The organism is Neorhizobium galegae bv. orientalis str. HAMBI 540, assembly GCF_000731315.1.
Classification (GTDB): Bacteria; Pseudomonadota; Alphaproteobacteria; order Rhizobiales; family Rhizobiaceae; genus Neorhizobium; species Neorhizobium galegae.
Window position 1 is genome coordinate 3,619,808 of record NZ_HG938353.1, and the last position, 25,037, is coordinate 3,644,844.

General features: G+C 59.6%; 21 protein-coding genes, 3 tRNA genes and 3 rRNA genes. 13 read left to right on the top strand and 14 right to left on the bottom strand.

The features are described 5' to 3' along the window. Positions 1–22 precede the first annotated feature (22 nt). Positions 23–1,375, bottom strand: a complete 1,353-nt coding sequence (gene hemN, locus RG540_RS17610) for an oxygen-independent coproporphyrinogen III oxidase (RefSeq protein ID WP_038590585.1) — start codon at positions 1,373–1,375, stop codon at positions 23–25. 201 nt (positions 1,376–1,576) lie between these two features. On the opposite strand from hemN, the gene RG540_RS17615 reads away from it, so the two are divergent. The 5 genes from RG540_RS17615 to RG540_RS33485 all read left to right on the top strand — a co-directional run bounded on the left by RG540_RS17615 (position 1,577) and on the right by RG540_RS33485 (position 4,220). Then, positions 1,577–1,846, top strand: coding sequence for a DUF2249 domain-containing protein (locus RG540_RS17615; RefSeq protein WP_038590587.1), 270 nt, complete (start codon positions 1,577–1,579; stop codon positions 1,844–1,846). 12 nt (positions 1,847–1,858) lie between these two features. After that, entirely contained in the window at positions 1,859–3,217 is a 1,359-nt protein-coding gene (locus RG540_RS17620) for a hypothetical protein (RefSeq protein WP_038590590.1), read from the top strand. Continuing rightward, on the top strand, positions 3,214–3,735 hold the full coding sequence (locus RG540_RS17625; protein ID WP_038590593.1) for a DUF2249 domain-containing protein: 522 nt from the start codon (positions 3,214–3,216) through the stop codon (positions 3,733–3,735). Before RG540_RS17620 ends, RG540_RS17625 begins: the two co-directional genes overlap by 4 nt. After that, positions 3,728–4,024, top strand: a complete 297-nt coding sequence (locus RG540_RS17630; protein ID WP_038590596.1) for a metal-sulfur cluster assembly factor — start codon at positions 3,728–3,730, stop codon at positions 4,022–4,024. The genes RG540_RS17625 and RG540_RS17630 overlap by 8 nt, the downstream gene beginning before the upstream one ends. 67 nt (positions 4,025–4,091) lie before the next feature. Beyond that, positions 4,092–4,220 carry a hypothetical protein gene (locus tag RG540_RS33485; protein ID WP_275451992.1) on the top strand — a complete coding sequence of 43 codons (129 nt, stop codon included), beginning with the start codon at positions 4,092–4,094 and terminating at the stop codon, positions 4,218–4,220. A gap of 53 nt (positions 4,221–4,273) precedes the next feature. On the opposite strand, the gene RG540_RS17635 is transcribed toward RG540_RS33485, so the two are convergent. Beyond that, entirely contained in the window at positions 4,274–4,969 is a 696-nt protein-coding gene (locus RG540_RS17635) for a Crp/Fnr family transcriptional regulator (protein ID WP_038590599.1), read from the bottom strand. A gap of 167 nt (positions 4,970–5,136) precedes the next feature. Here RG540_RS17635 and RG540_RS17640 point away from each other — a divergent pair, with 167 nt between their 5' ends. After that, the gene (locus tag RG540_RS17640) at positions 5,137–6,354 is read left to right on the top strand and encodes an NnrS family protein (RefSeq protein ID WP_038590602.1); all 1,218 of its coding nucleotides are present in this window, start codon (positions 5,137–5,139) and stop codon (positions 6,352–6,354) included. 41 nt (positions 6,355–6,395) lie between these two features. On the opposite strand, the gene RG540_RS17645 is transcribed toward RG540_RS17640, so the two are convergent. The 9 genes from RG540_RS17645 to RG540_RS17685 all read right to left on the bottom strand — a co-directional run bounded on the left by RG540_RS17645 (position 6,396) and on the right by RG540_RS17685 (position 15,704). Further along, positions 6,396–8,012, bottom strand: coding sequence for a copper resistance CopC/CopD family protein (locus RG540_RS17645; protein WP_046602049.1), 1,617 nt, complete (start codon positions 8,010–8,012; stop codon positions 6,396–6,398). A 30-nt stretch (positions 8,013–8,042) separates the two neighbouring features. Next, positions 8,043–8,585 (bottom strand): YcnI family copper-binding membrane protein, encoded by a 543-nt coding sequence (locus RG540_RS17650; protein WP_046602048.1) that lies wholly within the window; start codon positions 8,583–8,585, stop codon positions 8,043–8,045. 304 nt (positions 8,586–8,889) lie between these two features. Beyond that, positions 8,890–9,276 (bottom strand): hypothetical protein, encoded by a 387-nt coding sequence (locus tag RG540_RS31175; protein WP_051909516.1) that lies wholly within the window; start codon positions 9,274–9,276, stop codon positions 8,890–8,892. Positions 9,277–9,515: 239 nt separating this feature from the next. Continuing rightward, positions 9,516–9,592: transfer RNA gene (locus tag RG540_RS17660), tRNA-Met, on the bottom strand. A gap of 271 nt (positions 9,593–9,863) precedes the next feature. Then, positions 9,864–9,978: ribosomal RNA gene (rrf, locus tag RG540_RS17665) — 5S ribosomal RNA — on the bottom strand. A 233-nt stretch (positions 9,979–10,211) separates the two neighbouring features. Further along, positions 10,212–13,114, bottom strand: a 23S ribosomal RNA gene (locus RG540_RS17670). Positions 13,115–13,720: 606 nt separating this feature from the next. Further along, positions 13,721–13,796: transfer RNA gene (locus RG540_RS17675), tRNA-Ala, on the bottom strand. Between the two features lie 126 nt (positions 13,797–13,922). Next, positions 13,923–13,999, bottom strand: a tRNA-Ile gene (locus tag RG540_RS17680). 224 nt (positions 14,000–14,223) lie between these two features. Beyond that, positions 14,224–15,704: ribosomal RNA gene (locus RG540_RS17685) — 16S ribosomal RNA — on the bottom strand. Together the 16S, 23S and 5S rRNA genes with 3 tRNA genes alongside form the textbook arrangement of a ribosomal RNA operon. 751 nt (positions 15,705–16,455) lie before the next feature. Between RG540_RS17685 and RG540_RS17690 the strand changes: the two genes are divergently transcribed. Next, complete coding sequence (locus RG540_RS17690) at positions 16,456–18,396, top strand: M23 family metallopeptidase (protein ID WP_038590605.1); 1,941 nt, start codon at positions 16,456–16,458, stop codon at positions 18,394–18,396. A gap of 122 nt (positions 18,397–18,518) precedes the next feature. On the opposite strand, the gene RG540_RS17695 is transcribed toward RG540_RS17690, so the two are convergent. Both RG540_RS17695 and RG540_RS17700 read right to left on the bottom strand, forming a co-directional pair. After that, entirely contained in the window at positions 18,519–19,076 is a 558-nt protein-coding gene (locus RG540_RS17695) for an HNH endonuclease (RefSeq protein ID WP_007767848.1), read from the bottom strand. A 101-nt stretch (positions 19,077–19,177) separates the two neighbouring features. Next, complete coding sequence (locus tag RG540_RS17700; protein WP_038590608.1) at positions 19,178–19,819, bottom strand: DNA-3-methyladenine glycosylase family protein; 642 nt, start codon at positions 19,817–19,819, stop codon at positions 19,178–19,180. Positions 19,820–19,852: 33 nt separating this feature from the next. Here RG540_RS17700 and gluQRS point away from each other — a divergent pair, with 33 nt between their 5' ends. After that, positions 19,853–20,749: a tRNA glutamyl-Q(34) synthetase GluQRS gene (gluQRS, locus tag RG540_RS17705; protein WP_038594165.1), complete on the top strand. Its 897-nt coding sequence runs from the start codon at positions 19,853–19,855 to the stop codon at positions 20,747–20,749. Here gluQRS and RG540_RS17710 read toward each other — a convergent pair. Continuing rightward, positions 20,678–21,658 carry a YhjD/YihY/BrkB family envelope integrity protein gene (locus RG540_RS17710; RefSeq protein ID WP_046600828.1) on the bottom strand — a complete coding sequence of 327 codons (981 nt, stop codon included), beginning with the start codon at positions 21,656–21,658 and terminating at the stop codon, positions 20,678–20,680. The two genes, gluQRS and RG540_RS17710, sit on opposite strands and share 72 nt — an antisense overlap. Before the next feature lie 70 nt (positions 21,659–21,728). Here RG540_RS17710 and RG540_RS17715 point away from each other — a divergent pair, with 70 nt between their 5' ends. The 5 genes from RG540_RS17715 to RG540_RS17735 all read left to right on the top strand — a co-directional run bounded on the left by RG540_RS17715 (position 21,729) and on the right by RG540_RS17735 (position 25,028). Next, positions 21,729–22,562, top strand: a complete 834-nt coding sequence (locus RG540_RS17715; protein WP_038590611.1) for an SDR family oxidoreductase — start codon at positions 21,729–21,731, stop codon at positions 22,560–22,562. Positions 22,563–22,579: 17 nt separating this feature from the next. After that, positions 22,580–22,783 (top strand): twin transmembrane helix small protein, encoded by a 204-nt coding sequence (locus RG540_RS17720; RefSeq protein ID WP_038590614.1) that lies wholly within the window; start codon positions 22,580–22,582, stop codon positions 22,781–22,783. A 15-nt stretch (positions 22,784–22,798) separates the two neighbouring features. After that, the gene (locus RG540_RS17725) at positions 22,799–23,371 is read left to right on the top strand and encodes a cob(I)yrinic acid a,c-diamide adenosyltransferase (RefSeq protein WP_038590617.1); all 573 of its coding nucleotides are present in this window, start codon (positions 22,799–22,801) and stop codon (positions 23,369–23,371) included. Positions 23,372–23,395: 24 nt separating this feature from the next. Further along, positions 23,396–24,142: a rhomboid family intramembrane serine protease gene (locus tag RG540_RS17730; RefSeq protein WP_038590620.1), complete on the top strand. Its 747-nt coding sequence runs from the start codon at positions 23,396–23,398 to the stop codon at positions 24,140–24,142. A gap of 139 nt (positions 24,143–24,281) precedes the next feature. Then, positions 24,282–25,028 (top strand): electron transfer flavoprotein subunit beta/FixA family protein, encoded by a 747-nt coding sequence (locus tag RG540_RS17735; protein ID WP_038590623.1) that lies wholly within the window; start codon positions 24,282–24,284, stop codon positions 25,026–25,028. The last annotated feature ends 9 nt before the right edge of the window (positions 25,029–25,037 follow it).

Consider the following 25,037-nt stretch of genomic DNA (forward strand, 5'->3'; position numbering starts at 1 on the left):
CCTCCAATTTCAGTTCTGAACCCTATGCCGCCTTGCTGAACGACCTGCCGCTTCTGTTCAGATAGGCATCAAACGCCGAGGCCGCGGCTCTGACGATGAACCGGTGATCTTCCGAGACGCGGATGACGCCGCCCCGGCGTTCGATCAGGCCGTCTCGTTCCAGCTCATCGAGCCGATCGTTACCCCTCAGCAGAAGCTCGGCATCGAAGCCATGGGCCGCCGCAAGGGTCGCAACATCCACCGTAAAGTCGCACATCAGCCTCTCGATCACCTCGCCGCGCAGACGATCTTCCGGTGTGAGACGGTAGCCCTTGGCGACCGGCAATTCACCTTTCGACACGCGGGTTGCATAAAGGCCCGGAGGAACCTCGTTCTGAATATACCCCTGCGGCAACCGGCCGATCGACGACGCCCCGAGCCCGATGAGCGCCTCGCAGGCATCGGTCGTGTACCCTTGGAAATTCCGATGCAGCCGGCCTTCGGCCTGTGCAAGCGAGAGGTCGTCGCCCGGCAGGGCGAAATGGTCGAGACCGATCCTGACATATCCTGCCGCCACAAGGGCCTCGGCGATCGCGGATGCCTGAAGCGCGCGCTCCCGCGCGTCGGGAAGTGCCGCCTCGTCGATCAGGCGCTGGTGCTTCTTGAAGCTTGGGATATGGGCATAACCGAAGACAGCAAGACGATCCGGCCGCATGCTGACGGCCGCTTCGACCGTCTCGACGCAGGATTCGACCGTCTGAAACGGCAGCCCATAGATGAGGTCGAAGTTGATCGCGTTAATATTGTTGTGGCGAAGATGCTCGACCGCATCCATCGTCGTCTCGACGCTCTGAACGCGGTTGATCGCCCTCTGGACCTTCGGATCGAAGCTCTGGACGCCAAGGCTTGCGCGGGTGACGCCCGACTGGCCGAGCGCAACTGCCATCTCCCCGGTCAAGGTTCGCGGATCGATCTCGACCGCGGCATTGACAGCGCCCGCAAAACCGAGGCGGTTGCGAAAGGCATCCATCAGCGCGATAAATTCCTCTGGCCTGATGATGGTCGGCGTACCGCCGCCGAAGTGGATTTCCCCGACGCTGAAGCCGTCGTCTCTGGCGGACGCCAGAAGCTCGATCTCCCGGTGAAGTATCTCGATATAGTCGAGAATGGGCCTGTCGCGCTCGGTGATCGTCGTGTGACACCCGCAATACCAGCACATCGACCGACAGAAGGGGATGTGGATGTAGAGCGAGGTTGGCTGTCCTTGGGGCAACGCCTTCAGCCAGGCTGGATAGTCGGGGGCATCGAAATCCGCGCTGAAGTTCGGAGCCGTCGGATAGCTCGTGTAGCGCGGCAGCCGTGCATCGCCATATTTCTCGATTATCGCTGCGGACATGTCGGGCTCCTTTCCAGTTTTCATCGGAAAGCATTTATCTGCCCGGCGGCGGCCTCTCTTTGTGCAAAATCAACGACAGCGTCGTCTTTCTGCAAAATATTTGTCCCGACGCAAATTCCGTCGATCGCGCCGCTGCTAAGTCATCGAGGCGGCAGGGATCGGCCAGGCCGCAGCACCAGCTTGAAAGGCCCAGAACATACCATGTCGGATATTGAGATCCCCTCCATCGATGTCAGGACGCTCGCGCCCGCCGAACGTCACCCGAAGATTTTTGGCGTGCTGACGTCCCTCATTCCCGGCGGCGTCATGCATGTTACCAGCGACCATGATCCGCGGCCGCTGCACTACCAGATCGAGAGCCGGTATCCAGAAGAGTTCGACTGGCAATATCTCGAACAGGGTCCGGATGTCTGGCGCGTCGAAATCCAGCGGGCGCAGGGCTCCGGCTGCGACTGCTGCTGCGGTCATTGAAAGACGAAAGCCATGCCCGGCGCCACTCTCTCCCCCTGGACGATGTCCTATTTCGCGACGGCATTGGTCTGCCTGGTCGCCGGGCTGGCCTTGACGATATCGGGGTTTGGATATCCATCCGCCTCCATCGACGACCCGGCCTCGCTGGTGATCGTTCACCTGATCGCGGTCGGCTGGCTCGCTCTCCTGTTTGCCGGATCGCTGCTTCAGTTCGTGCCGGTAATCGCCTCGCGGCAGCTGTTATCTCCCCATCTCGCCCTGCCCGCGCTGCTCATGACCATGGTCGGGCTTCTCCTGCTGCTGACCGGCTTTCTTGGCCTGGCTGATATCGTGCCCCTCTGGACATGGACACTGCCGGTGAGCGGCCTCCTCCTGACGCTGGCATTCGCCGGCCTCTGCTGGATGGTAGCAGGCACGCTTGCGGCAGCACGGCCGTACTCGCTGCCGGCAAAGTTCCTCGCGCTCGGCTGCGCGCCGTTGATCGGCACTGCCTTGCTCGGGCTGCTGTTTACCCTTTCTCTCTCCGGCCTCACCGATGATCCGCATCTCGCCAAGCTGCTGCTCTCGGCCGGACCGGCGCACGCCTATCTCGGCCTGTTCGGATGGATGACCATCACCGCGATCGGCGTCAGCTACCGCCTCCTGACGATGTTCCTGCTGTCGCCCGAAAGGACCCGCGGGACAAGCCGGGCGATCGGCTGGCTAACGGCCGCCGCTCTCGTGGCCGCCGGCTGCGGCATCTTCTCCGATGGAACCGGCTTGACCGCAGACTGGCCGCTTCACCTGGCGATAGCGCTCTCGGGACTTGCCGCTCTTCTCTACGCGATCGATGTCCACTTGATCTTCCGCGAACGGAAACGGAAGTCCGTGGAACTGAACGTGATGGCGAGCCTGGTGGCGGTCGGCATGCTGGTCTTCTGTTTCGTTCTTTTCGCCGTCTCGATCGTGATCGGCAATCTGCCTGAGATGGTGATGCCGGTCGCCTATCTTTTCACGTTCGGCTGGTTAACCGGGCTTGGCCTCGGGCAGCTTTACAAGATCGTCGCATTCATGACGTGGCTGGAGTTTTACGGCCCCGTTCTTGGCCGCACAGCCGTCCCGCGCGTCCAGGACCTGGTCAACGAGCGGCGGGCATCCTTGTGGTTCGGGCTCTATTTCACCGCGACGGCAACGGCGACCGCAGTCCTGATCCTCGACATGCCGGACATGTTCAGGGCGGTTACGCTCGCTCAGCTCGCGGCTGTCTGCGCTCTCGCCCTCGAGTTCATCCAGGCCCGCCGTCTCGCCATGGTCCCGGCCGCGACCGTGCTGCCATCGGCCGTCGCCGCACGGCGGCTCATTTTACCAAGCTTCAACGGGAGGTCACGATGACCCAGGAATTCAAGGAACTCGATGTCAGGCCGATCCTGAAGAACGGCGGCGAGCCGTTCGAAGCGATCATGACGGCGGTCGGGACGCTGCAGCCCGGCCAGGGACTGAAGCTGTTTGCGCCCTTCAAGCCGCAACCGCTCTATCGCGTCCTGGATGCCAAGGGCTTCGATCACGCCGTTATCGAACTCGACGGCGGGGATTTCGAGGTCCGCTTCACGCCACGCCAGCACGAAGCAGTCGCGCACTCCGAAAACGCTGTCTCGCCCGAACTCTGGGCGGAGCCATCCGTGCAGCTCGACCTTTCCGACCTTGACCCGCCGGAACCGATGCAGCGAATTCTCGGCGCGGCCGAAGCGCTCAACCCGGGCGAAGTGATCTTCGCGGTGCTTGCGCGCGAGCCGGTATTCCTGTTCCCGGAACTGACGCGCCGGGGCCATCAATGGGTGGGCAATTTCGATCGGGACGGCAGCGCCTACCGCATCATGATCCGTACCGGCAAAGGGGTTGCCGATGCCTAACACGTCCGAGCAGACCGACCTGATCAAGCAGGTCAGACAACAGCTCTCCATGGTCATCGATCCGGAGATTGGGCGCAGCGTCGTGGACATGGGCCTGATCTACCGCATCGAGGCGGATCAGGCCGGCGACATGTACATATCGATGACGACCACGACGAAAGGCTGCCCCGCCTCGACGTTTCTGAAGGAAGCCATCCAGGCCTGTGCCGCATCGGTCGCCGGGGTGAAGAGCGTCGAGGTGGAGCTGACCTACGACCCGCCGTGGAACCCTGCGATGATGACGCCATGAAGCTTCTAACGCTGATCAGGCGCTGGGGAGGGCCAGGTACCACGATAGGACGCCGCTCGTTTCGCATGTGGGAAATGTTCGAGACAAGCGCCTTGCGGTCTACGAGCTGGTAGCATCCGGCGCTGCGGACGATCCGGCGTTGTTCATCATCGAGGAAATCGAGCGCCTGAGCGAATCGATCACCCGGGAGATCTGAGGCATCTCGCCGGGTTGTCCGGCGCCCGTTTCAGAACGCCTATCCCGTTCCCGCTATCCCTTCGTGCTTTCTGCCAGCACGCGCAGGCCGTCGGCATCCTTCACCAGGAGCTTCTGACGCCCGCCTTCGACCAGCCCCTTCGCCTCCCATGCGCTTATGATCCTCGAGACGGTATGCAGCGTGGTGCCGGTCATCTCGGCTATGTCCTGCCGGGAAATCGGGAAGTCGATCCACACCGCGTCTCCCTCCTTGCGGCCCGCCTGCTTGACCAGTCTCAGAACCGCATGGGCGACGCGCTGCTCGACCTCCTGCGTCGACATCTCCCGGATACGGGCATGGGCTTCTTCCAGGCGCTGCCCGATCGTCTGCATCGCAGTGACCGCGAGGCGGGGATTTCGATCCACGAACTGGGGCCAGAGTTCCGTCGGCCAGCAAAGCGCGATGCTTTCCGCGACGGCCATCGCCGTGCCGGGATAGTCCATCCGTTGAAGCGCCTTGGCAAAACCGAAGAGATCGCCCGGGTGGACGACGCGCACGATGATCTGCTGGCCGTCTTCAGTGACCTGCGTGACTTTCAGCCTGCCATGCAGAAGCAGATAGAAATGCGTCGCGGCCGCTCCCTGTTCGAATACGGCTTCGCCGACCGGCACCCTGCGGGACGTTGCGTGAATGAGAAGGGCTTCGGTATCGGCATCCTCCATCCTCTCGAACAGGGGAAAACTTCTGACGAGGCTCTTATCGATCTTCAACGGCCTATGCTCCGCTAGGGTCGGCGCGATCGTAGCATGACCCGCGGCAAGATCGAAGATGCGGTATTGCCGCGCCCGGCAGCAAACATTCCTTGGTCTGCTTGCGACGCAGCAAAGAAGGGCGCCGCCGCCGCCGCTACAAGGATGCCGGATAAGGAGTTCCGAAGATGACGACAATTCCGGCTGCGCGGCGACCTGGGAGCATTCCGAGGGGACTTTCCACAACCGCCCCCATCATATTCTCCTACGGTTTCCGGCCATTTTTTCTCTCGGCGGCACTCTGGGCGGCTGTCGCCATGCTGTTATGGATGGCGAGCCTGGCCGGACTGATCGACGTGGCGGGGTCCTACGGCACGGTCCATCGGCATGCGCATGAGATGCTGTTCGGTTATGCGAGCGCCGTGCTTGCCGGTTTCCTGCTGACCGCGGTTCCCAACTGGACCGGCAGGCTGCCGGTGTCCGGATGGCCGCTGGTCTTCCTGTTTCTCGTATGGGTCGCCGGCAGGCTGGCGCTGCTTCTCTCCGACTATACCGGTACTGTGGCCGCCATCCTGGCCGACAGTGCCTTTCTGCCCCTCCTCCTCTTCATCTGCGTGCGCGAAGTGGTCGCGGGACGAAAGTGGAAGGATCTGAAGGTTGTCGGTGGACTGATCGCCCTCTCCACCGCAAATATCCTGTATCATCTGGCGGTGGCCGGCGGGCAGCATCCATCCGTGGGGATCAAGCTCGCCCTCTCGGCCTATATCGCAATGATCCTCGTAGTTGGCGGCCGAATCATCCCGAGCTTCACCCGCAACTGGATCAACAAGACCGGACGGACGGATTTCCCCGCCGCCTACGACCGGTTTGATACGGCGGCCATCCTGTGCGGGGTCGTCGCTCTGGCCGCCTGGGTCATTCTAGGCGACGGAAAGCTCGTCGCGGGGACGGCAGGACTGGCGGCAGCCATGCACACGATTCGGCTCGCACGCTGGCGCGGCTGGACGACGACGGCCGAAATGCTGGTGACCGTCCTGCATATCGCCTACCTGTTCGTGCCGCTTGGGTTCCTTGCGATCGGCCTTGCAGCGGTGAACCTTTTCGACGAGACCTCCGCTATCCATGTGCTGAGTGTCGGAACCGTGACCACGATGATGCTCGCCGTTATGACGCGAGCAAGCCGGGGCCATACCGGACGGGTGCTGACCGCATCGCGGACGACTGTCGCATCTTATGCAGCGATCGTACTCTGCGCGCTCCTGAGGCCAAGCGCCGGCCTTTTCCCGGAATTTGCGAGCCTGATCTATTCGCTGTCCGGCGCCGCATGGCTTGCCGCTTTCGGCCTCTTTGTTCTCGAATATGGCCCGATGCTGATCCGCGTGCGGCGACGGGTGGCGGAAGGATGAAGATCGCTCTGCGATAGGCGAGCCCTCAGGCCGGCATCAGGTCAAGGCGCGATTTCGATCTCGCCCTCCATCCTGGTGATCTCGAAATCGCTGATGATCACGTCAAGGCGAAGTCGCCACCGCCCGGGAATGGGAAGCACGATATCGGGCACCGTCCAGCCGTCCTTACCTTTCTCGGCCCGGCGCCTTATCGGCTCGATCTCCGCCCCGGGGTTAGAGAGCACGACCGTCACCTCCTGAGGATCGAGCGGCGACCTGTCGCTTTTGGCGATGGCCGCGGATATCGCGACCTCCCCGACCCGATCCGGCGTGATCTTGACGTCAGCCACCGCCTTGCTGGTCTCCAGATGAACCACGGCAGTCCTCTGAACTTCAGCGATCAACGTGCGTGGCGGCGGAGTGAACCGCCATGTCGCAGCCACCGCGAAGATGAGGAGCAGAATGATGGTTTCCGCGGCGATCGAACGAACGAGCAGGCGGATTGCGGCGGGCTCTCCCTTTTCCGAACCGGCCGTGAGTTTCCATCGGTTGACGGCTGCCAGGGCAAACAGCAGGACGAGCAGCCCGAGCTTGACGAGGAATACGATCCCGTATGCCGTCGTAACCAGCCCGGCGGGGGTGCGGATCTGGACGACGGCGAGCACCCCGCTAGCCAGGGCAAGCACCAGGACGGCCCATGGGATGAAGGCCGAGAAACGGTGCAGTACCGCGCCCGCCGCCTCTTTGCCTTTTCCAAACTCGGCCAGAATCGGCAGCAGCGCGCCGGCCCAGACCGCGATGGCCGCGACATGCAGGAAAACGGCCGGGCGCATCAGCCATTGCGGATCTGCCGCGCTCGCATGCCCGCTGAGGCAGAGGGCAAATGCCGCGGTCATGACCGCCGATATCGATATCCAGCGGGCATCCCTGCCCCTGCCGCTGGCCAGAGCGAGCCCCGCAAGCGCCAGGGCCGCGATCGCAAAAATGACCGTCGGCCCGAAGCTCGTGACCATTCCCGCCTTCCAGACAGTCGGCAAGAAGAGCCGCGAAACAGGCTCGCCCACCGTATCGAGCCCCTGAAAGCCGGCTGAAAGCAAGGCACCCGCAAAACCGATGCCGAGAGTTGCAAGCACCTGCCTCAGCGCATTCCGGGAACCGTCCGCGAACCAGTGGATGGCAAAAGCGCCGCCGACCCCCAAGAAGAGACCGACATAGAGCGCCACCTTGCCGATCCAGAGGCCGGCGCGGACCGGCCAGTCGATATCGGCCGCAGCGCCCCGGGCGCCGGCGTTCGGCTGTCCGATCGAGAAGACGACCGAGCCGCCGATCGGGTGGCCATCCTCGGAGACTACCCGCCAGGAGAGGAGGTAGCTGCCCTCCTTAAGGTCCCCGGGCGGCGTAATCTCGACCGTCCTATCCTTCAGGGCGAAGCTTTTGAGGGTGACTGTAGTGCCATCCGGCCGCGTGAGCTTCAGGCTGGTCGGCGAGACAGGCTCGCTGAATGTTAGAACCATCACACGCGGGGCCGCACACACGACCGAGCCATCGCGCGGTTCGGTCGTGTTGAGGGACGCATGGGCGGATGCCGCCGCCGTCATGACCAGCCACAGCAGGATCGCAGACGCGAGGCGCTGCAGAGTGCCGGTCAGTGAAAGTGCCTTGTGGCAAAGCGGCGTCATCGGCCTTCATGCTCCCGGGTGGATGGATCGTTAATTGCCCGTCTTCTGAAGAAGCTTTATGCCGGGCGCCGGAAGTTCGAGGTCCGACGCCTTCTGGCCTGCAGCCGGCACTTCGATCCAGCGTTCCTTGAGGCCTTCCGGGCACTCCTGGATTACCGGGAAATAGAGCATGTCGCCGGCTTTCAGGTCGGCCGCAATCGTGCCACGCAGAACGAATTCATCATACTCGTCGTCGCCGAGGTTGCCGCCGCTCCAGACCACTTCCTTCACCCCTTCGGCGACGGGAGAACCGTGATTGTCGTAAGCCTTGGCATAGGCTCCCCTGACCTTGTCGAGCGTCCAGCCCGCCTTCGGCTGCGGCTTGACGCCGTAGAACCCCTCCGGAACCTGGACCCGCACGGTGTTCGTGGGCTTGCCTTCGCAGCCATGCGGCACGCGCAGCACCGCCTTATAGGTCGAGCCAACGGGAGCGTCTTTTCCTTCCAGGGTGACATGCGCCAGGGCGGCGGTGCTGCCGAACACGAGGATGGCGGTGGTTGTGGTGACTGTCTTCAACGTGATTGCCTTCAACATGTAACTCTCCATGCCTGGCCGCGCGTTGGGCGGCCTGATTTTCGGGCGACTGGCCGCCACGAGGGCGCCGGCCGGTTGGTTGATGGGTTGAAAGGGCGGTCCTATCCGTGTTCCGGTCCGGCCGACCACGAGGGCGCGACACGCGGCTTCCGCCGCTTCGTTGCCGTTTGGCCAGGTGTGAACTCAGAAGATGGCAGGATTGCCCGACTTACAGCGGCCCGCGATCTCAGTGTCGCGCGTCACGCTTAAGTCTTTGTTCCGCATGTCGTGTCGCAAGACGGCGTTCGTTTTGCACGACAAGCCTTCAGGCCGCCTGAGGCGGCGCGCGGGGATTCCCAGGAGAGGTCTCGGGGCGTTCGAAGGGGCCTGTATCCGCCACGATCGGAACCGGTCTGGAGGTGGCCTCCAGCCGGTTGTTCAGAAAATTGTCGGAAAATTGCGGGGCGAGCGCTGGAGCGAGAACGCTGCATGCCTGCGTGCAGCACTCGGGCAGTTTTGAGCCGTCCTTGTGATCCGATTGGCCGCTACCGCCGGCATGGGTGATGCAAAGCGGGTTTCCAAAGTCATCGAGGATGGGAGCTGCGACCGCCGAACCGAGAAGGAAGGACCCAAGCAGCATCTGCACGACGAGCGCGTAGGCCGCGATCGACGCGAACACAACACTCCAGGCAGGTGCTTTGCGGTTCTTCACAGTCCCCTCATCAGTTGCGGCCAGCCGCAGATGTCCGATTTGGACATCCGTTATTGGCACGGCACGGTGACATCTGTCTATGCGCCCTTCCGCCACAGCGTTCTTTGATGCGCATCAAACTCCGGGATCAACACCCGCTTACGCTCTAAGGCAAACTCGGTCACCTCAACTGGGCAAGGCCCGGAACGCAAGAAAGCCCTCCTTGGAGGAGGGCTTCTTGGTAAAGTCTTCATAAGATTTGGTTGCGGGGGCAGGATTTGAACCTGCGGCCTTCAGGTTATGAGCCTGACGAGCTACCGGGCTGCTCCACCCCGCGTTGTACAGGCGACGGGAACCGTCGACCTGAGAGCTTTTTGCCGAAGGCAAAATAGCGATGCGCAAATCCCTTTGGGATTTATCGCGGTGGCGTAACCGCTTTTGCGGTTATGCCTGCTGGCGAGCAAATTGCCGAAGGCGATTTGTCTCGCGTAAGGGACGTACTGCAAGTTTCCGTCAAACGACGAAAGGGCCGCTTGTGGGCGGCCCTTGAGATCGGCTTCAAGGGCCGTTTGGTTTCGTGGATCGAGAAGATATGTTGCGTTTTGCAGACCTGGCAGCGACCTACTCTCCCGCGTCTTGAGACGGAGTACCATTGGCGCAGGGGCGTTTCACGGCCGTGTTCGGAATGGGAACGGGTGCGGCCGCCCCGCAATGACCACCAGGTCAGCGAAGCGCAACATTTGAGAAGCTGGTTGAGGCGAACCTCATTTTTAGTCTTTGAACACGTCGTTTGAACCTTTCCGGACCCGACGAGCGCTTGAGGCACCCATACAGGCCAGAGGCCGTCGCCAATCGTTTGGCGGGCCGTCCGCAGCACAGCATCCGAAGGATGCGACAGCGTCAGGACTAAGGTCTTGGCATCATCAAGCAAAGCTTGATGAGCATGGTCAATGAGAACGATCAAGCCAATCGGGCGATTAGTACCGGTAAGCTTCATGCATTGCTGCACGTCCACACCCGGCCTATCAACGTGGTCGTCTTCCACGGCCCTGATAGGGAATACTCGTTTTCAGGTTGGTTTCCCGCTTAGATGCCTTCAGCGGTTATCCATTCCATATATAGCTACCCTGCTATGCCCTTGGCAGGACAACAGGTCCACCAGAGATATGTCCATCCCGGTCCTCTCGTACTAGGGACAGATCCTGTCAATATTCCTACACCCACGGCAGATAGGGACCGAACTGTCTCACGACGTTCTGAACCCAGCTCACGTACCGCTTTAATTGGCGAACAGCCAAACCCTTGGGACCTGCTCCAGCCCCAGGATGCGATGAGCCGACATCGAGGTGCCAAACAACCCCGTCGATATGGACTCTTGGGGGTCATCAGCCTGTTATCCCCGGCGTACCTTTTATCCGTTGAGCGATGGCCCTTCCACGCGGGACCACCGGATCACTATGACCGACTTTCGTCTCTGCTCGACTTGTCAGTCTCGCAGTCAGGCGGGCTTATGCCATTGCACTCGACGACCGATTTCCGACCGGTCTGAGCCCACCATCGCGCGCCTCCGTTACTCTTTCGGAGGCGACCGCCCCAGTCAAACTACCCACCATACACTGTCCCGGATCCGGATGACGGACCGCGGTTAGACATCCATGACGATAAGGGTGGTATTTCAAGGATGGCTCCACGAGAACTGGCGTCCCCGCTTCAAAGCCTACCACCTATCCTACACATGCCGACACGAATGCCAGTGTAAAGCTATAGTAAAGGTGCACGGGGTCTTTCCGTCTGACCGCAGGAACCCCGCATCTTCACGGGGAATTCAATTTCACTGAGTCTATGTTGGAGACAGCGGGGAAGTCGTTACGCCATTCGTGCAGGTCGGAACTTACCCGACAAGGAATTTCGCTACCTTAGGACCGTTATAGTTACGGCCGCCGTTTACTGGGGCTTCGATTCAAAGCTTGCACCTCTCCTCTTAACCTTCCAGCACCGGGCAGGCGTCAGACCCTATACGTCGTCTTTAGACTTCGCAGAGCCCTGTGTTTTTGATAAACAGTCGCTACCCCCTGGTCTGTGCCACCCCATTATGGTTGCCCAAAATGGGGTCACGCTTCTTCCGAAGTTACGCGTGCAATTTGCCGAGTTCCTTCAACATAGTTCTCTCAAGCGCCTTGGTATACTCTACCTGACCACCTGTGTCGGTTTCGGGTACGGTCTATACGGTGGAGCTATTTCCTGGAACCGCCCCACTGCCCAACCAATCCAATAAGGTTGAACAATTTTTGCGATCCGTCACTACCACCAGGCCCACGAATATTAACGTGGTTCCCATCACCTACGCATTTCTGCCTCGGCTTAGGGGCCGGCTAACCCTGCTCAGATTAACTTTAAGCAGGAACCCTTGGTCTTTCGGCGAGAGGGTCTCTCACCCTCTTTATCGTTACTCATGTCAACATTCGCACTTCCGATATCTCCAGAGGCCCTCACGGGTCCTCCTTCACAGACTTACGGAACGCTCCGCTACCACACGTGACAAGTCACGTATCCTCAGCTTCGGTGCATGGCTTTAGCCCCGTTACATTTTCGGCGCAAAGACCCTTAATTAGACCAGTGAGCTGTTACGCTTTCTTTAAATGATGGCTGCTTCTAAGCCAACATCCTGGTTGTTTTGGGATCCTCACATCCTTTCCCACTTAGCCATGACTTGGGGACCTTAGCTGGAGGTCAGGGTTGTTTCCCTTTTCACGACGGACGTTAGCACCCGCCGTGTGTCTGCCGATTAGTACTCCCGGGTATTCGGAGTTTGGTTAGGATCAGTAAGACGGTGAGTCCCCATAGCCCATCCAGTGCTCTACCCCCCGGGGTATTCGATCGACGCACTACCTAAATAGTTTTCGCGGAGAACCAGCTATTTCCGAGTTTGATTGGCCTTTCACCCCTAGCCACAAGTCATCCCAATCTATTGCAACAGATGCGGGTTCGGTCCTCCAGTTGGTGTTACCCAACCTTCAACCTGCTCATGGCTAGATCACTCGGTTTCGGGTCTAATGCAACTAACTGAACGCCCTGTTCAGACTCGCTTTCGCTGCGCCTACACCTACCGGCTTAAGCTTGCTAGTTACACTAAGTCGTTGACCCATTATACAAAAGGTACGCCGTCAGGGTTGCCCCCTCCGACTGTTTGTAGGCATCCGGTTTCAGGTTCTATTTCACTCCCCTTGTCGGGGTGCTTTTCACCTTTCCCTCACGGTACTTGTTCGCTATCGGTCATGCACGAGTACTTAGGCTTGGAGAGTGGTCTCCCCATGTTCAGACAGGATTTCACGTGTCCCGCCCTACTCTAGGACAATCAGTGTTCTACGCCTACGGGGCTATCACCCGCTACGGCCGCCTTTTCCAAAGCGTTCGGCTTTATTCCTGATTGCCACTGGCCTGGTCCGTGTTCGCTCGCCACTACTTACGGAGTCTCGGTTGATGTCCTTTCCTGCAGGTACTTAGATGTTTCAGTTCCCTGCGTTCGCTTCTTACCCCTATTTTATTCGAAGGTAAGATACCTTTTAACAATGCTTGGAAACCATTTTTGGTTTTAACGCCGGACGACCGGCGACGCGCTCCACGCTGTATTGGGAAATTCCCATACAGGCCAGAGGCCGTCGGCGATCGTTCGCCGCAACGTCGAACCAAAGGTTCGACAACCAAAATGATTTCCCAAGCATCTAAGGTGGGTTGCCCCATTCGGAGATCCATGGATCAAAGCTCATTCGCAGCTCCCCACGGCTTATCGCAGCGTATCACGTCCTTCTTCGCCTGTGCATGCCAAGGCATCCACCAAATGCCCTTACGACACTTAATCGTTCTCATTGCCAATGCTCATCAATATAGCCACCCATCGGGCTTTCAGACCCAATGCGTGGCGGACCGGTTACCTTTTACAACCAGCCCTTCTCATGATGCCATCGACGTGTTCGACAAGCTTGCTTGATTGGGGTCACGCCGAGCGACCCGCTTGCAAACTTGTCTTTAAGACCAGCTTCTCGAGATGTGATCCAGGACCGCGCGGTCAGGCAACGGCCATCAGTAAGTCATCAGAGCCATTCTTCAGGACAAGTCCTTCAAAATGACAACAACGACCGACCAGAGTGACAAGCTTCCTACCTATTCCGGCCCCTCTTTCGTATCCGGCCGGCTAGGCCATCAACGACATCATTGGAACCGGCTTCGGACATGGGCCTAAACCCATACCTGGAAGCCTCCAGATCAATCTTCTCTTCACGATTTTTGCAGAACAGGCAGCACTTCATCGAAGTGATGCAAACTTTTATTTTCTTCAGAAGACAACTTTTGTGCTCACGCGCCGCAGGCGCTCCGCAGGGGCGCCAAACGATTGGCGACGCGCTCTGCGCTGTATTGCTGCCATACTCAAACTCGAGCAAGGCCGCGACAGCGTCAGGACAAAATATGGTGGAGCTGAGCGGGATCGAACCGCTGACCCCCTGCTTGCAAAGCAGGTGCTCTCCCAGCTGAGCTACAGCCCCAATCACTTGGGAACAGCTTGCAGCCGACAGCGTCAGCACAAAGCCCGTTCATCAACACCATAATCCGCGCGCCATTCAACTGTGTTCGCCACCCGTGCGGCGCCAAGCCATCTGCTTTTCAACAAATGGTGGGCCCGGGTAGACTCGAACTACCGACCCCACGCTTATCAAGCGTGTGCTCTAACCAACTGAGCTACGGGCCCATTCAGTCAAACCGGTCGTGCGGTTTTTTGTCTTCTTGAAGAAAGAGAAACGTAGTCGGCGGGTTCGCCATACCATCCTATTGCCGAGGCAATTCCGTGGCGTATTGCGTTTCGATGGTCACCTGACTGGTGCCATCTATTGTTCTAAAAAGCACGGGAAGGTTCATACCGGGCCATGTCTTGCGACATGTGCCGGTCGTCTTACCGTTCCACAGCTTCCTTAGAAAGGAGGTGATCCAGCCGCAGGTTCCCCTACGGCTACCTTGTTACGACTTCACCCCAGTCGCTGACCCTACCGTGGTTAGCTGCCTCCTTGCGGTTAGCGCACTACCTTCGGGTAAAACCAACTCCCATGGTGTGACGGGCGGTGTGTACAAGGCCCGGGAACGTATTCACCGCGGCGTGCTGATCCGCGATTACTAGCGATTCCAACTTCATGCACTCGAGTTGCAGAGTGCAATCCGAACTGAGATGGCTTTTGGAGATTAGCTCGGGATCGCTCCTTCGCTGCCCACTGTCACCACCATTGTAGCACGTGTGTAGCCCAGCCCGTAAGGGCCATGAGGACTTGACGTCATCCCCACCTTCCTCTCGGCTTATCACCGGCAGTCCCCTTAGAGTGCCCAACTGAATGCTGGCAACTAAGGGCGAGGGTTGCGCTCGTTGCGGGACTTAACCCAACATCTCACGACACGAGCTGACGACAGCCATGCAGCACCTGTGTCCCGGTCCCCGAAGGGAACACTACATCTCTGTAGCTGTCCGGGCATGTCAAGGGCTGGTAAGGTTCTGCGCGTTGCTTCGAATTAAACCACATGCTCCACCGCTTGTGCGGGCCCCCGTCAATTCCTTTGAGTTTTAATCTTGCGACCGTACTCCCCAGGCGGAATGTTTAATGCGTTAGCTGCGCCACCGACAAGTAAACTTGCCGACGGCTAACATTCATCGTTTACGGCGTGGACTACCAGGGTATCTAATCCTGTTTGCTCCCCACGCTTTCGCACCTCAGCGTCAGTAATGGACCAGTAAGCCGCCTTCGCCACTGGTGTTCCTGCGAATATCTACGAATTTCACCTCTACACTCGCAATTCCACTTACCTCTTCCATACTCAAGATACCCAGTATCAAAGGCAGTTCCAGAGTTGAGCTCTGGGATTTCACCCCTGACTTAAATATCCGCCTACGTGCGCTTTACGCCCAGTAATTCCGAACAACGCTAGCCCCCTTCGTATTACCGCGGCTGCTGGCACGAAGTTAGCCGGGGCTTCTTCTCCGGATACCGTCATTATCTTCTCCGGTGAAAGAGCTTTACAATCCTAAGACCTTCATCACTCACGCGGCATGGCTGGATCAGGCTTGCGCCCATTGTCCAATATTCCCCACTGCTGCCTCCCGTAGGAGTTTGGGCCGTGTCTCAGTCCCAATGTGGCTGATCATCCTCTCAGACCAGCTATGGATCGTCGCCTTGGTAGGCCTTTACCCCACCAACTAGCTAATCCAACGCGGGCTCATCCATCCCCGATAAATCTTTCCCCCGAAGGGCGTATACGGTATTAGCTCCAGTTTCCCGGAGTTGTTCCGTAGGGATGGGTAGATTCCCACGCGTTACTCACCCGTCTGCCGCTCCTCTTGCGAGGCGCTCGACTTGCATGTGTTAAGCCTGCCGCCAGCGTTCGTTCTGAGCCAGGATCAAACTCTCAAGTTGAGAATCCAATCCGACTAATCACTCTTGTTCTGAATCGACGAGAACTCACTATGATAAGGTCCGCATCACTGCGCACCTAACCAGGTGTTCTCTTGTTCAAAACGTGACCGTCATTTGTCTTCCATAGATCAAGGCCTAAACCCCGATCCGCGAAAACCGCCGACCACGTTTCTCTTTCTTCTCATCTTCAATTGTCAAATAACAGACGCTTCAAAACCAAAAGGCCAAACCGTCAAAACTTCTCAAACAGCGCTACATCCAGAGACCAAACCGAAACTCGGTCCCAACCAGCATGCGCCAATCAATCAGTGATTTCTGAAGAACGAAAGTCGTCGTCGCCAGCAGCGCCGCCGCCCTCGTTCAGTGAGCGGGTTATAGATCCCACCACACTTTGAAGTCAACAGCCTTGTTTTCGAATTTTCGAGAAAAATGCCAACCTAATGATTTAAAAGATGATTTTTCGAAAACTCTCCAAAAATCCGTTTTCCGGTGCCTTTCGACCCCTTGAAGCGCGTATAAATAGCGCCCTTTCGGCTCCTGCCCCAAAACCGCCCCGACAAATTCACAATCTCATGGTTACCACGGTGCCAGCAGGGAATCGAAAAGCGCATGTCGGGCCAATGTACGCGTTTGCACCGTCGCCGATTTGACTCTCTATGCTGGAAGGGGCACATGTTTGGCCCAAGGTCCCGCAGGCAGTATAAAAGCTGCCTACGGCAATAACGAGTATCAGGGACTGGCTTAAACCCACATGATGACGGCCCGCAGCATGATCCGCTCGCTCGGCAACGAACCGCCGATCCTCGCCGACGGCCGTCGCGCTCCAGATCGACGTGAGATTTCGTTACGCTGGCTTTCCGGCACCTTTCTGACAGGCATTACATCTTCCATTCTGATGGGCGTTGCTTTGTTTGCCGCCCTCGACGGCCGGCAGCAGCTTGCCATCCCCGCCGAAGCCTCCGCCGCCATCCCGACAAACGATGCTGATGCAGCGTCACGCGGCAAAAGACTGCTCGGCGGCAATATCGTTGCCATGCCGACCGACCGGAAGGTGATGGAAGTCTCGACGGTCGTGCACGAGGGCAATAAGGAAGTCGTCCGCCGCAAGCCGTTCGCGCATGTGAAGATGAACCTTGCCGCAAACCACGTGGCGCAGGAAGATTACCCGAACTTCGATCCGATGACGATCTTCTCGTCGAGCGAGACCCCGCCGCCGCCTGCAGCGCGTGCCGGCGTCATCTATGGGTCGAACGTCGAATCCGAGGTCAGTCTCCAGACCGTGGCCTTCCCCATCAAGGGCAGCATGTATGCCTTCGCGCCGGCGATGACGCTGGAGGAGGTCGAGGAGAACGTCCGTTCCAACGGCTCGGTGCTCACCGATGGCGGTGGCCAGCTTTCGGCTCTCTATTATGTCGACCCGCAGCGCTTCTCCTCAAAGGATGACGGCGGCGGTCTGGATATCACCGCCGGCCTTTCGGCCCGCGTCGTCGAGGAAAACATCTCGGTTTCAACACCTGAGGCGATCAACTCCCGTACCCGCGAATATGCCGACGACATCATTCCGGTGCGCAAGGTCGAAACGGTCAGCCAGGCGATGGCCGAGGTCGGTTATCCGGAAGGCAAGGCTCGGGAAATTTCCGGCTATCTGCAATCCCGCCTCGGCGAAGCCGATCTTTCCGTCGGCGACGTGCTGCGCATCGGCGTTATCCAGGAAGGCGACATGGTTCTGGTCGTGCGCGCCAGCCTCTATCGGCGCGGCGATCATCGGGTAACAGTCGCTCTCGACGATCACGGCCGCTTCGTGGATGGCCATGAGCCGCCGATGCTGGATGCGGTTGCCTCGGCCTTCAGCGAACAGCCCGCGCAGGTCGTCGCCGGCCGCGAACTGCCGCGCGTCTACGACGGCATCTACCGGGCAGCTCTCTCCTACGGCATGAGCAAGGAAATGACGGGGACGCTGGTGAAATTGCTTGCCAGCAACGTCGACCTGCAGGCCCAGCTAAAGCCGGCGGACAAGATCGAGGCCTTCTTCTCGGTTGCCGACGACAGGGGTCAGGCCAACAAGGATTCCGAACTGCTTTATGTCAATGCCCGCTTTGGCGACACAACGAGCCGTTTCTACCGCTTCCAGAATCCGGACGACAATTCGGTCGACTATTTCGACGAGGACGGCAAGAGCATCCGGCAGTTCCTGCTGCGCAACCCGCTCCCGAACGGCCGCATGACCTCCGGTTTCGGCATGCGCGGCCATCCAATTCTTGGCAAGGCCCTCATGCATACCGGCACCGACTGGGCCGCCCCGCGCGGCACCCCAATCATCGCTACCGGCAACGGGATCGTCGAAAAGGCCGGCTGGGATTCCGGCGGCTACGGCAACCAGACACTCATCCGCCACGCCAATGGCTATGTCTCCTCCTATAACCACCAGAGCGCGATCGCGCCGGGGATTCGCGAAGGCGCCAAGGTCACCCAGGGCCAGGTGATTGGTTACGTCGGCTCGACCGGCCAGTCGACCGGCACCCACCTTCACTACGAACTGATCGTCAACGGTACCAAGGTCGATGCCATGAAGATCCGCCTGCCCGGCGGCAATTCGCTGAACGGCAAGGCGCTCGCCCGGTTCGAAGATGAACGCAAGCGGATCGATACGCTGCTCAACACCCAGTCGCCCGACGAAGTCGCCAGCCGGTAGCAAATTTACCGCTCGCTGAGTCTCAAAAACGCAGCACGCTCTCACTGATCAGCTCGACTTCTCGCGCAGGCCGCACCGGATCGACCTTCATCTTATCCAGTACCGGCTCGATGCGCTCCGTTTTACGGCTGCAGTTCCGTATCCCAATAGAGATAGTCCATCCAGCTTTCGTGCAGATAGTTCGGCGGGAACAGACGGCCGTTATTATGCAGATCCTGCACCGTTGGCTGGTAGGGCTTCTGGTGCGGGAACATGGCGGCCTGCTTCGGCAGCTTGCTGCCTTTCCTCAGATTGCAGGGCGAACAGGCGGCCACGACATTCTCCCAGGTGGTCTCGCCGCCATGAGCGCGCGGGATGACGTGGTCGAAGGTCAGGTCGTCGTGTTCTCCGCAATACTGGCACTCGAACCGGTCGCGCAGAAAGACGTTGAATCGGGTGAACGCCGGATTGCGGGTCGGCTGGACATAGGTCTTGAGGCTGACGACGCTCGGCAGTTTCATCGAAAAGCTCGGCGAGCAGACCGAGTGATCGTATTCCGCGATGATGTTCACACGGTCAAGAAAAACCGCCTTGATCGCGTCCTGCCAGGACCAAAGCGACAAGGGATAATAACTCAGCGGCCGGTAGTCAGCGTTCAGGACGAGCGCCGGCAGGGCCTGCGGGGAGACTGCAATCGTCAAATGACGCTCCTACCCGATTCGGCATCTGTACATTCTATATTAGGTCCGTTGTTACAGGATTGTGAAGCCCAATAAATGCAGTGGGATACTCGGACGCGGCTTCAGGCCAAAGGTGTGACATCCCGACGCATTTTAGCCGCGTAATAGGCCCAGAAAAGCCGCGCCGCGACGGACCTCCACGGCCCCCAGGCTTTAGCCATCACCGCCAGATTTTTGGCGGACGGCCGCGTTTCGAGCCCGAATGCGTGGGCGACCGCAGCCTGCAGCGCCACGTCGCCGGCCGGGAAGATATCCGCATGTCCGCCGCAGAACATCAGGTAGACTTCCGCCGTCCAGGGACCAATTCCCGGCAGCGTGGTCATCTGCCGGATGGCCTCGTCCGTTTCCAGCGCGCAGACGGAAGCGAGATCGAAATGCCCTTCCGAAATTGCCGTGGACAAATGATGAAGCGTCGCCGCCTTTGCCCGTGAGAGGCCGAACGTGGCGATGATAGCGGGATCCAAGGCCAGATATCCTTCGGCGGTAACCGGGCCGGCCGCCATTATCCTCCGCCAGATCGCCTCGGCACTCGCCCTCGACACCATCTGCGATACGACGATCGACGCAAGGCCGGAAAAGCCCGGCTCGTTCAGCCTGAGCGGCACCGGGCCGGAAGCCTCGACGATATCAGCAAGTCTCGGATCGAGCGTCACCAGCGCCTCGAGCCCCGCCTGGATGTCGGAATGATCGCGGATGATCGCCACCGCTTGCCTCCCCATGGTCGTTTTTCAAAAAGCATGGCAGAAGAAATCATGCCCGCTCCGCCTCCAGATAAACCGGTCTATCGTTTCGCGCCAAGCCCGAACGGATTTCTGCATCTCGGCCACGCCCTGTCGGCATTCCTCAACCACGACATGGCGAGAACAAACGGCGGTCGTTTCCTGCTGCGCATCGAGGATATAGATCTTGCGCGCTGCACGCCGGAGTTCGAGCAGGCGATCTATCGTGATCTCGCCTGGCTGGGGCTTCGATGGGAAGAGCCGGTGCGGCGACAATCCGAACATTTCAACGCCTACCATGCGGCGCTCGACCGATTGACCGAGATGGATCTCGTCTATCCGGCCTTCCTGACCCGCGGCGATGTAAAAGCCAGGGTCGCTGCCTACGAGGCGGACGGGAAGAGCTGGCCGCGCGACCCGGATGGTTCGCCGCTTTATCCCGACCACGACAGATATCGCAGCAAGACCGAGCGGCGAAGACTGATCGCAGAGGGCGTCCGGCATGCCTTTCGCCTCGACATGGGAAAGGCACTTGGCCTCATCAAGGCGCCGCTGAATTGGATGGAGACCGGCGACGGAGCGTGCGGCGAGATCCCCGCCGATCCGTCGGTCTGGGGCGATGTCGTCCTGTCCCGTTCGGATGCGCCGTCGAGCTACCATCTGTCAGTAACAGTGGACGATGCGGTGCAAGGCATCGCCCATGTGGTGCGCGGGCTCGATCTCTTCGAAGCGACGGCCGTGCACCGCCTGCTGCAGGAGCTGCTGGAACTGCCGCAGCCGGCCTATCATCACCACCGGCTGATCATGGGGCCCGATGGCAGGAAGCTGTCGAAAAGCGAGGGCTCAACCGGGCTCGCGGCGCTTCGCGACCAGGGCCTCTCGGGCGGCGATATTCGCCGCTTCGTCGGCCTCTGAGCGGATTTTCTCCCGCTCTCGATGCGCCTTCCGGCGGCGCGAGAAGACCGAATAGATCTTGTATTTCATCAGTGCGGCATTGAACTCGGCGCCGAGCATGAAGATGACGCCTACCATATAAAGGAAGATCAGCACGATCATGATCGACGCCAGACCGGCATAGGTGGCGGTATAATTGGCGAAGGTCGAGAGATAGGCGGCAAAGCCGAGCCCGAAACAAGTCCAGACGACGATCGTCAACGTCACGCCGGGAATGATGTCGATCAGCCGGCGATGGCCGGCCGGCAACCACTTGTGGGAGGCGAGCAGGCCGATCAGCAATAATAGGGCGGTGCCGTAGAGTCCCCAGTTTGCCGCCGTGGTGAGATCACTGATCAGCCACGGAAAATAAAAGCGGGTCTCGGCAAAACGCAGCGCCACGGGAACAGCAAGCAGCAGAATGCTAAGGACCGCAAAGATCACCACCAGGATGACGACATAACCGAGGCTCGCCAGGCGCGTCACGTACCAGGGCCGGGTCTCCGTGACGCGATAGGCTCGGTTGAGCGAAATGCGCAGGGCTTCGACGCCATTCGAGGCGAAATATGCGGCCGCCAGCACCGAGATCGTCAAAAGGCCGCCGCGCGGGATTTCGAGGACCCGCTGCAGCTCCGAGGCGATGGGCTGGGCGATATCCGCCGGCCAGGTATCGAAGAGCAGGTGGACCGTCGTCTGCGAGAAGTCGCCGGCCCCCAGAAAGCCCGCAAGCGCCGTGCCGAAGATCAGGAACGGAAACAGCGCCAGAAGGCCGGAAAGCGCGACATGGCTCGCCATCGCCCAGCCATCGTCATCCGAGAAATGCCAATAGGCGTCCCAAAGCACCTTGAAGGCGAGGCGATACCACCGGACGGGGCGGTTTTCTTCGGGCAATTGCAACTCCGTTGTGACGTGGTGGGAAATATGGGAGGAACTCTTTCGATTGTACAGGGAGCCTCACCGAATGGCCGAAAATAGAACGATCATCGTTACCGGCTGTTCCTCCGGCATCGGCGCCCATTGCGCGCGTGCCCTGAAGGCCGATGGCTGGCGGGTGTTTGCGACGGTTCGCAACGAGTCAGATCTGGCCTCCCTCGAAGCGGACGGCATCGAAGCCCTGCTGATGGACTATACCAAGCCGGATACGATCGCCGCCCTGATCGCAACAGTGATCGAGCGCACCGGCGGGCAGCTCGATGCGTTGTTCAACAACGGCGCCTACGGCCAGGCGGGTGCGGTGGAGGATCTGAGCACCGATGTGTTGCGCGAGCAGTTCGAGACCAATTTCTTCGGCTGGCATGAGCTGACGCGGCGGGTCATCCCGTTCATGCGGGCTCAGGGTTATGGTCGGATCGTCAACTGTTCGTCGATACTGGGCCTGCTGCCCTATCGTTATCGAGGCGCTTACACAGCCTCGAAATACGCCCTCGAAGGGCTGACGGTCACCATGCGCATGGAACTCGAAGGCAGCGGCATCGGAGTAAGCCTCATCGAGCCCGGACCGATCACCTCTCGCTTCACCGCCAACGCGCTCGCCAAGATCCGGGAGCATGTCGACCTCGAAGGTTCCGTCCATGCGAAGCAGTATCAGCGGCAGCTCAGGCGCCTCGATGGACAGGGGCAGGCCAACCGCCATAAACTTGGGCCCGAAGCCGTCTATGACGTCTTGACGCATGCCTTGACCGCATCTCGTCCGAGGCCACATTATCTGGTAACAACGCCCGCCAAACAGGGCGCTTTCCTGAAAAGAATACTCCCGGCCGCGCTCTTCTATAAATTGATGCGCCGGCTGGATTGAAAGGCAGCAATCCGACAATGTCCACTTTTACCACCGTCCTTGCTCTGATCGTCATGGGCCTCGTCGTGCTCGTCCTGATCCGCGGGCTGTTTAACATGGTCAAGGGCACCGATCCCAACAAATCCAACAAGCTGATGCAACTGCGTATTCTCTTGCAGGCAGTTGCAATCGTCCTCATCATGCTCACTCTCTGGATTACGGGCGGCGGTCGCCCGACCTGATTCTGATGATGGCGGATGGTAAAGCTCAACAAGATCTACACGCGCACCGGCGATAACGGCACCACGGCGCTGGTCTCGGGTCCGCGCCGCGAAAAGCATGACCTGCGCGTCGAAGCCTATGGCACGGTCGACGAGACGAATTCGACGATCGGGCTCGTCCGCCTCCACACGTCAAGCATGATCGAACTCGATGCCATGCTGTTCCGCATCCAGAACGACCTCTTCGATCTCGGCGCCGATCTTGCGACGCCCGATGCCGGCGAAAAGCTGGACTACGAACCGCTTCGGATCGTCGACGCCCAGGCGACGCGGCTGGAAACGGAGATCGATGCGCTGAACGCCCATCTCGATCCGCTGACCTCCTTCGTGCTGCCGGGCGGATCGGCCGCCGCCGCTCATCTTCATCTTGCCCGCACCGTGTCGCGTCGTGCTGAACGGCTGATGGTCGAGCTGTCCCGAGGCGAGACCGTCGGCGCTGCGGCGCTGAAATATATCAACCGGCTTTCCGACTTTCTGTTCGTCGCTGCGCGTTTTGCCAATGACGGCGGCAAAGCCGATATACTCTGGGTTCCTGGCAAGAACCGGTAACCGCAACGGCGCAGGAGCCACAGCATGTTCATCCCGCTGCACGATGCCGTCGAACTCAAATACATCCGCGCGCAATATGTCACGATCAGCATCATCGCTCTTAATGTGCTGATATGGCTGTTCACCAATTTTTCCGCGCCTGAAGTGGCCGAACACGCCTCCCTCGGGCTCGGCTTCATTCCGGCAGTGATTTTCAATTACGCAACGCTCGATCCGTCGCTGGTGATCGTGCCGGACGATCTGACCTTCGTCACCTATGCCTTTCTGCACATGGATTTCTGGCATCTCGCCTCGAACATGCTGTTCCTCTGGGTGTTCGGCGACAATGTCGAGGATGCGCTAGGGCATGTGAAGTTCCTGATCTTCTACCTCGCCTGCGCAGCGGCGGGCGCCGCTCTCCACGGTTTCGTGGCATCGAGTTCGGAAGGTCCGCTGATCGGCGCATCCGGGGCGATCTCCGGCGTCGTTGCCGCCTATTTCCTGCTGCATCCGCGCGTGCGGGTCTGGGTGCTGGTTCTCTTCCGTATTCCGCTGCCGCTGCCGGCCTTCATTCCCTTGGCGCTCTGGATCGTCCAGCAGTTCGCCATGCTGGCGCTCGATCTCGATGGCATGGTCTCCTGGGGTGCGCATGTGGGCGGTATCATTGCCGGCGCCATCCTCGTGCTGTTCATGCGCCGCAAGGGCGTGCCACTGTTCGACCGCGACATCGTCACCCCGAAAGCCGTCGAGCGAAAACCAGGCGCTCCGCAGATCGCCGCGGCAACCGAATAGAACTATGAGAAAACGGCAATGCCTGGAGGCAAATCCGCGTTGTAATCGCGCGAAAAATGCGTATCCATGTCGCCAACTGACAAATGAGGAAGCAGCAAATGTCGCAATTTGCGGCTGGAGATAGTCAAGGAAGGACCCCATGAAGATCCTGGTGCCAGTGAAGCGCGTGGTCGATTACAACGTCAAGATTCGGGTAAAGCCGGACGGCACGGGTGTCGAGCTCGCCAATGTGAAAATGTCGATGAACCCGTTCGACGAAATCTCCGTCGAGGAGGCTCTACGTCTGAAGGAAGCGGGCAAGGCCGAGGAAGTGGTGGTCGTTTCGATCGGCCCGGCCAAGGCCGAAGAGACCCTGCGTACAGCACTCGCCATGGGCGCCGACCGGGCGATCCTGGTCGAGACCGACGACGTGGTCGAGCCGCTTGCCGTGGCCAAGATTCTGAAAGGCATCGTCGATGCCGAACAGCCGGGCCTGATCATCGTCGGCAAGCAGGCGATCGATGATGATTCCAACCAGACCGGCCAGATGCTGGCAGCCCTGCTCGGCTCCGCCCAGGCGACCTTCGCCTCGAAGATCGAGCTCGCAGACGGTTCCGCCAAGGTCACCCGCGAAGTCGATGGCGGCCTGCAGACGATCGAAGTCAAGCTTCCAGCCGTCGTCACCACCGACCTGCGTTTGAACGAACCGCGTTACGCTTCACTGCCGAACATCATGAAGGCGAAGAAAAAGCCGCTCGACAAGAAGACTCCGTCAGATTTCGGCGTCGACACCGCGCCGCGCCTGAAGGTCCTGAAGACGGAAGAACCGGGCGGCCGCAAGGCAGGCATCAAGGTAAAGACGGTCGAGGAACTGGTTGGCGCCTTGAAGATCGCCGGCGTTCTGTAAGGAAAGGGA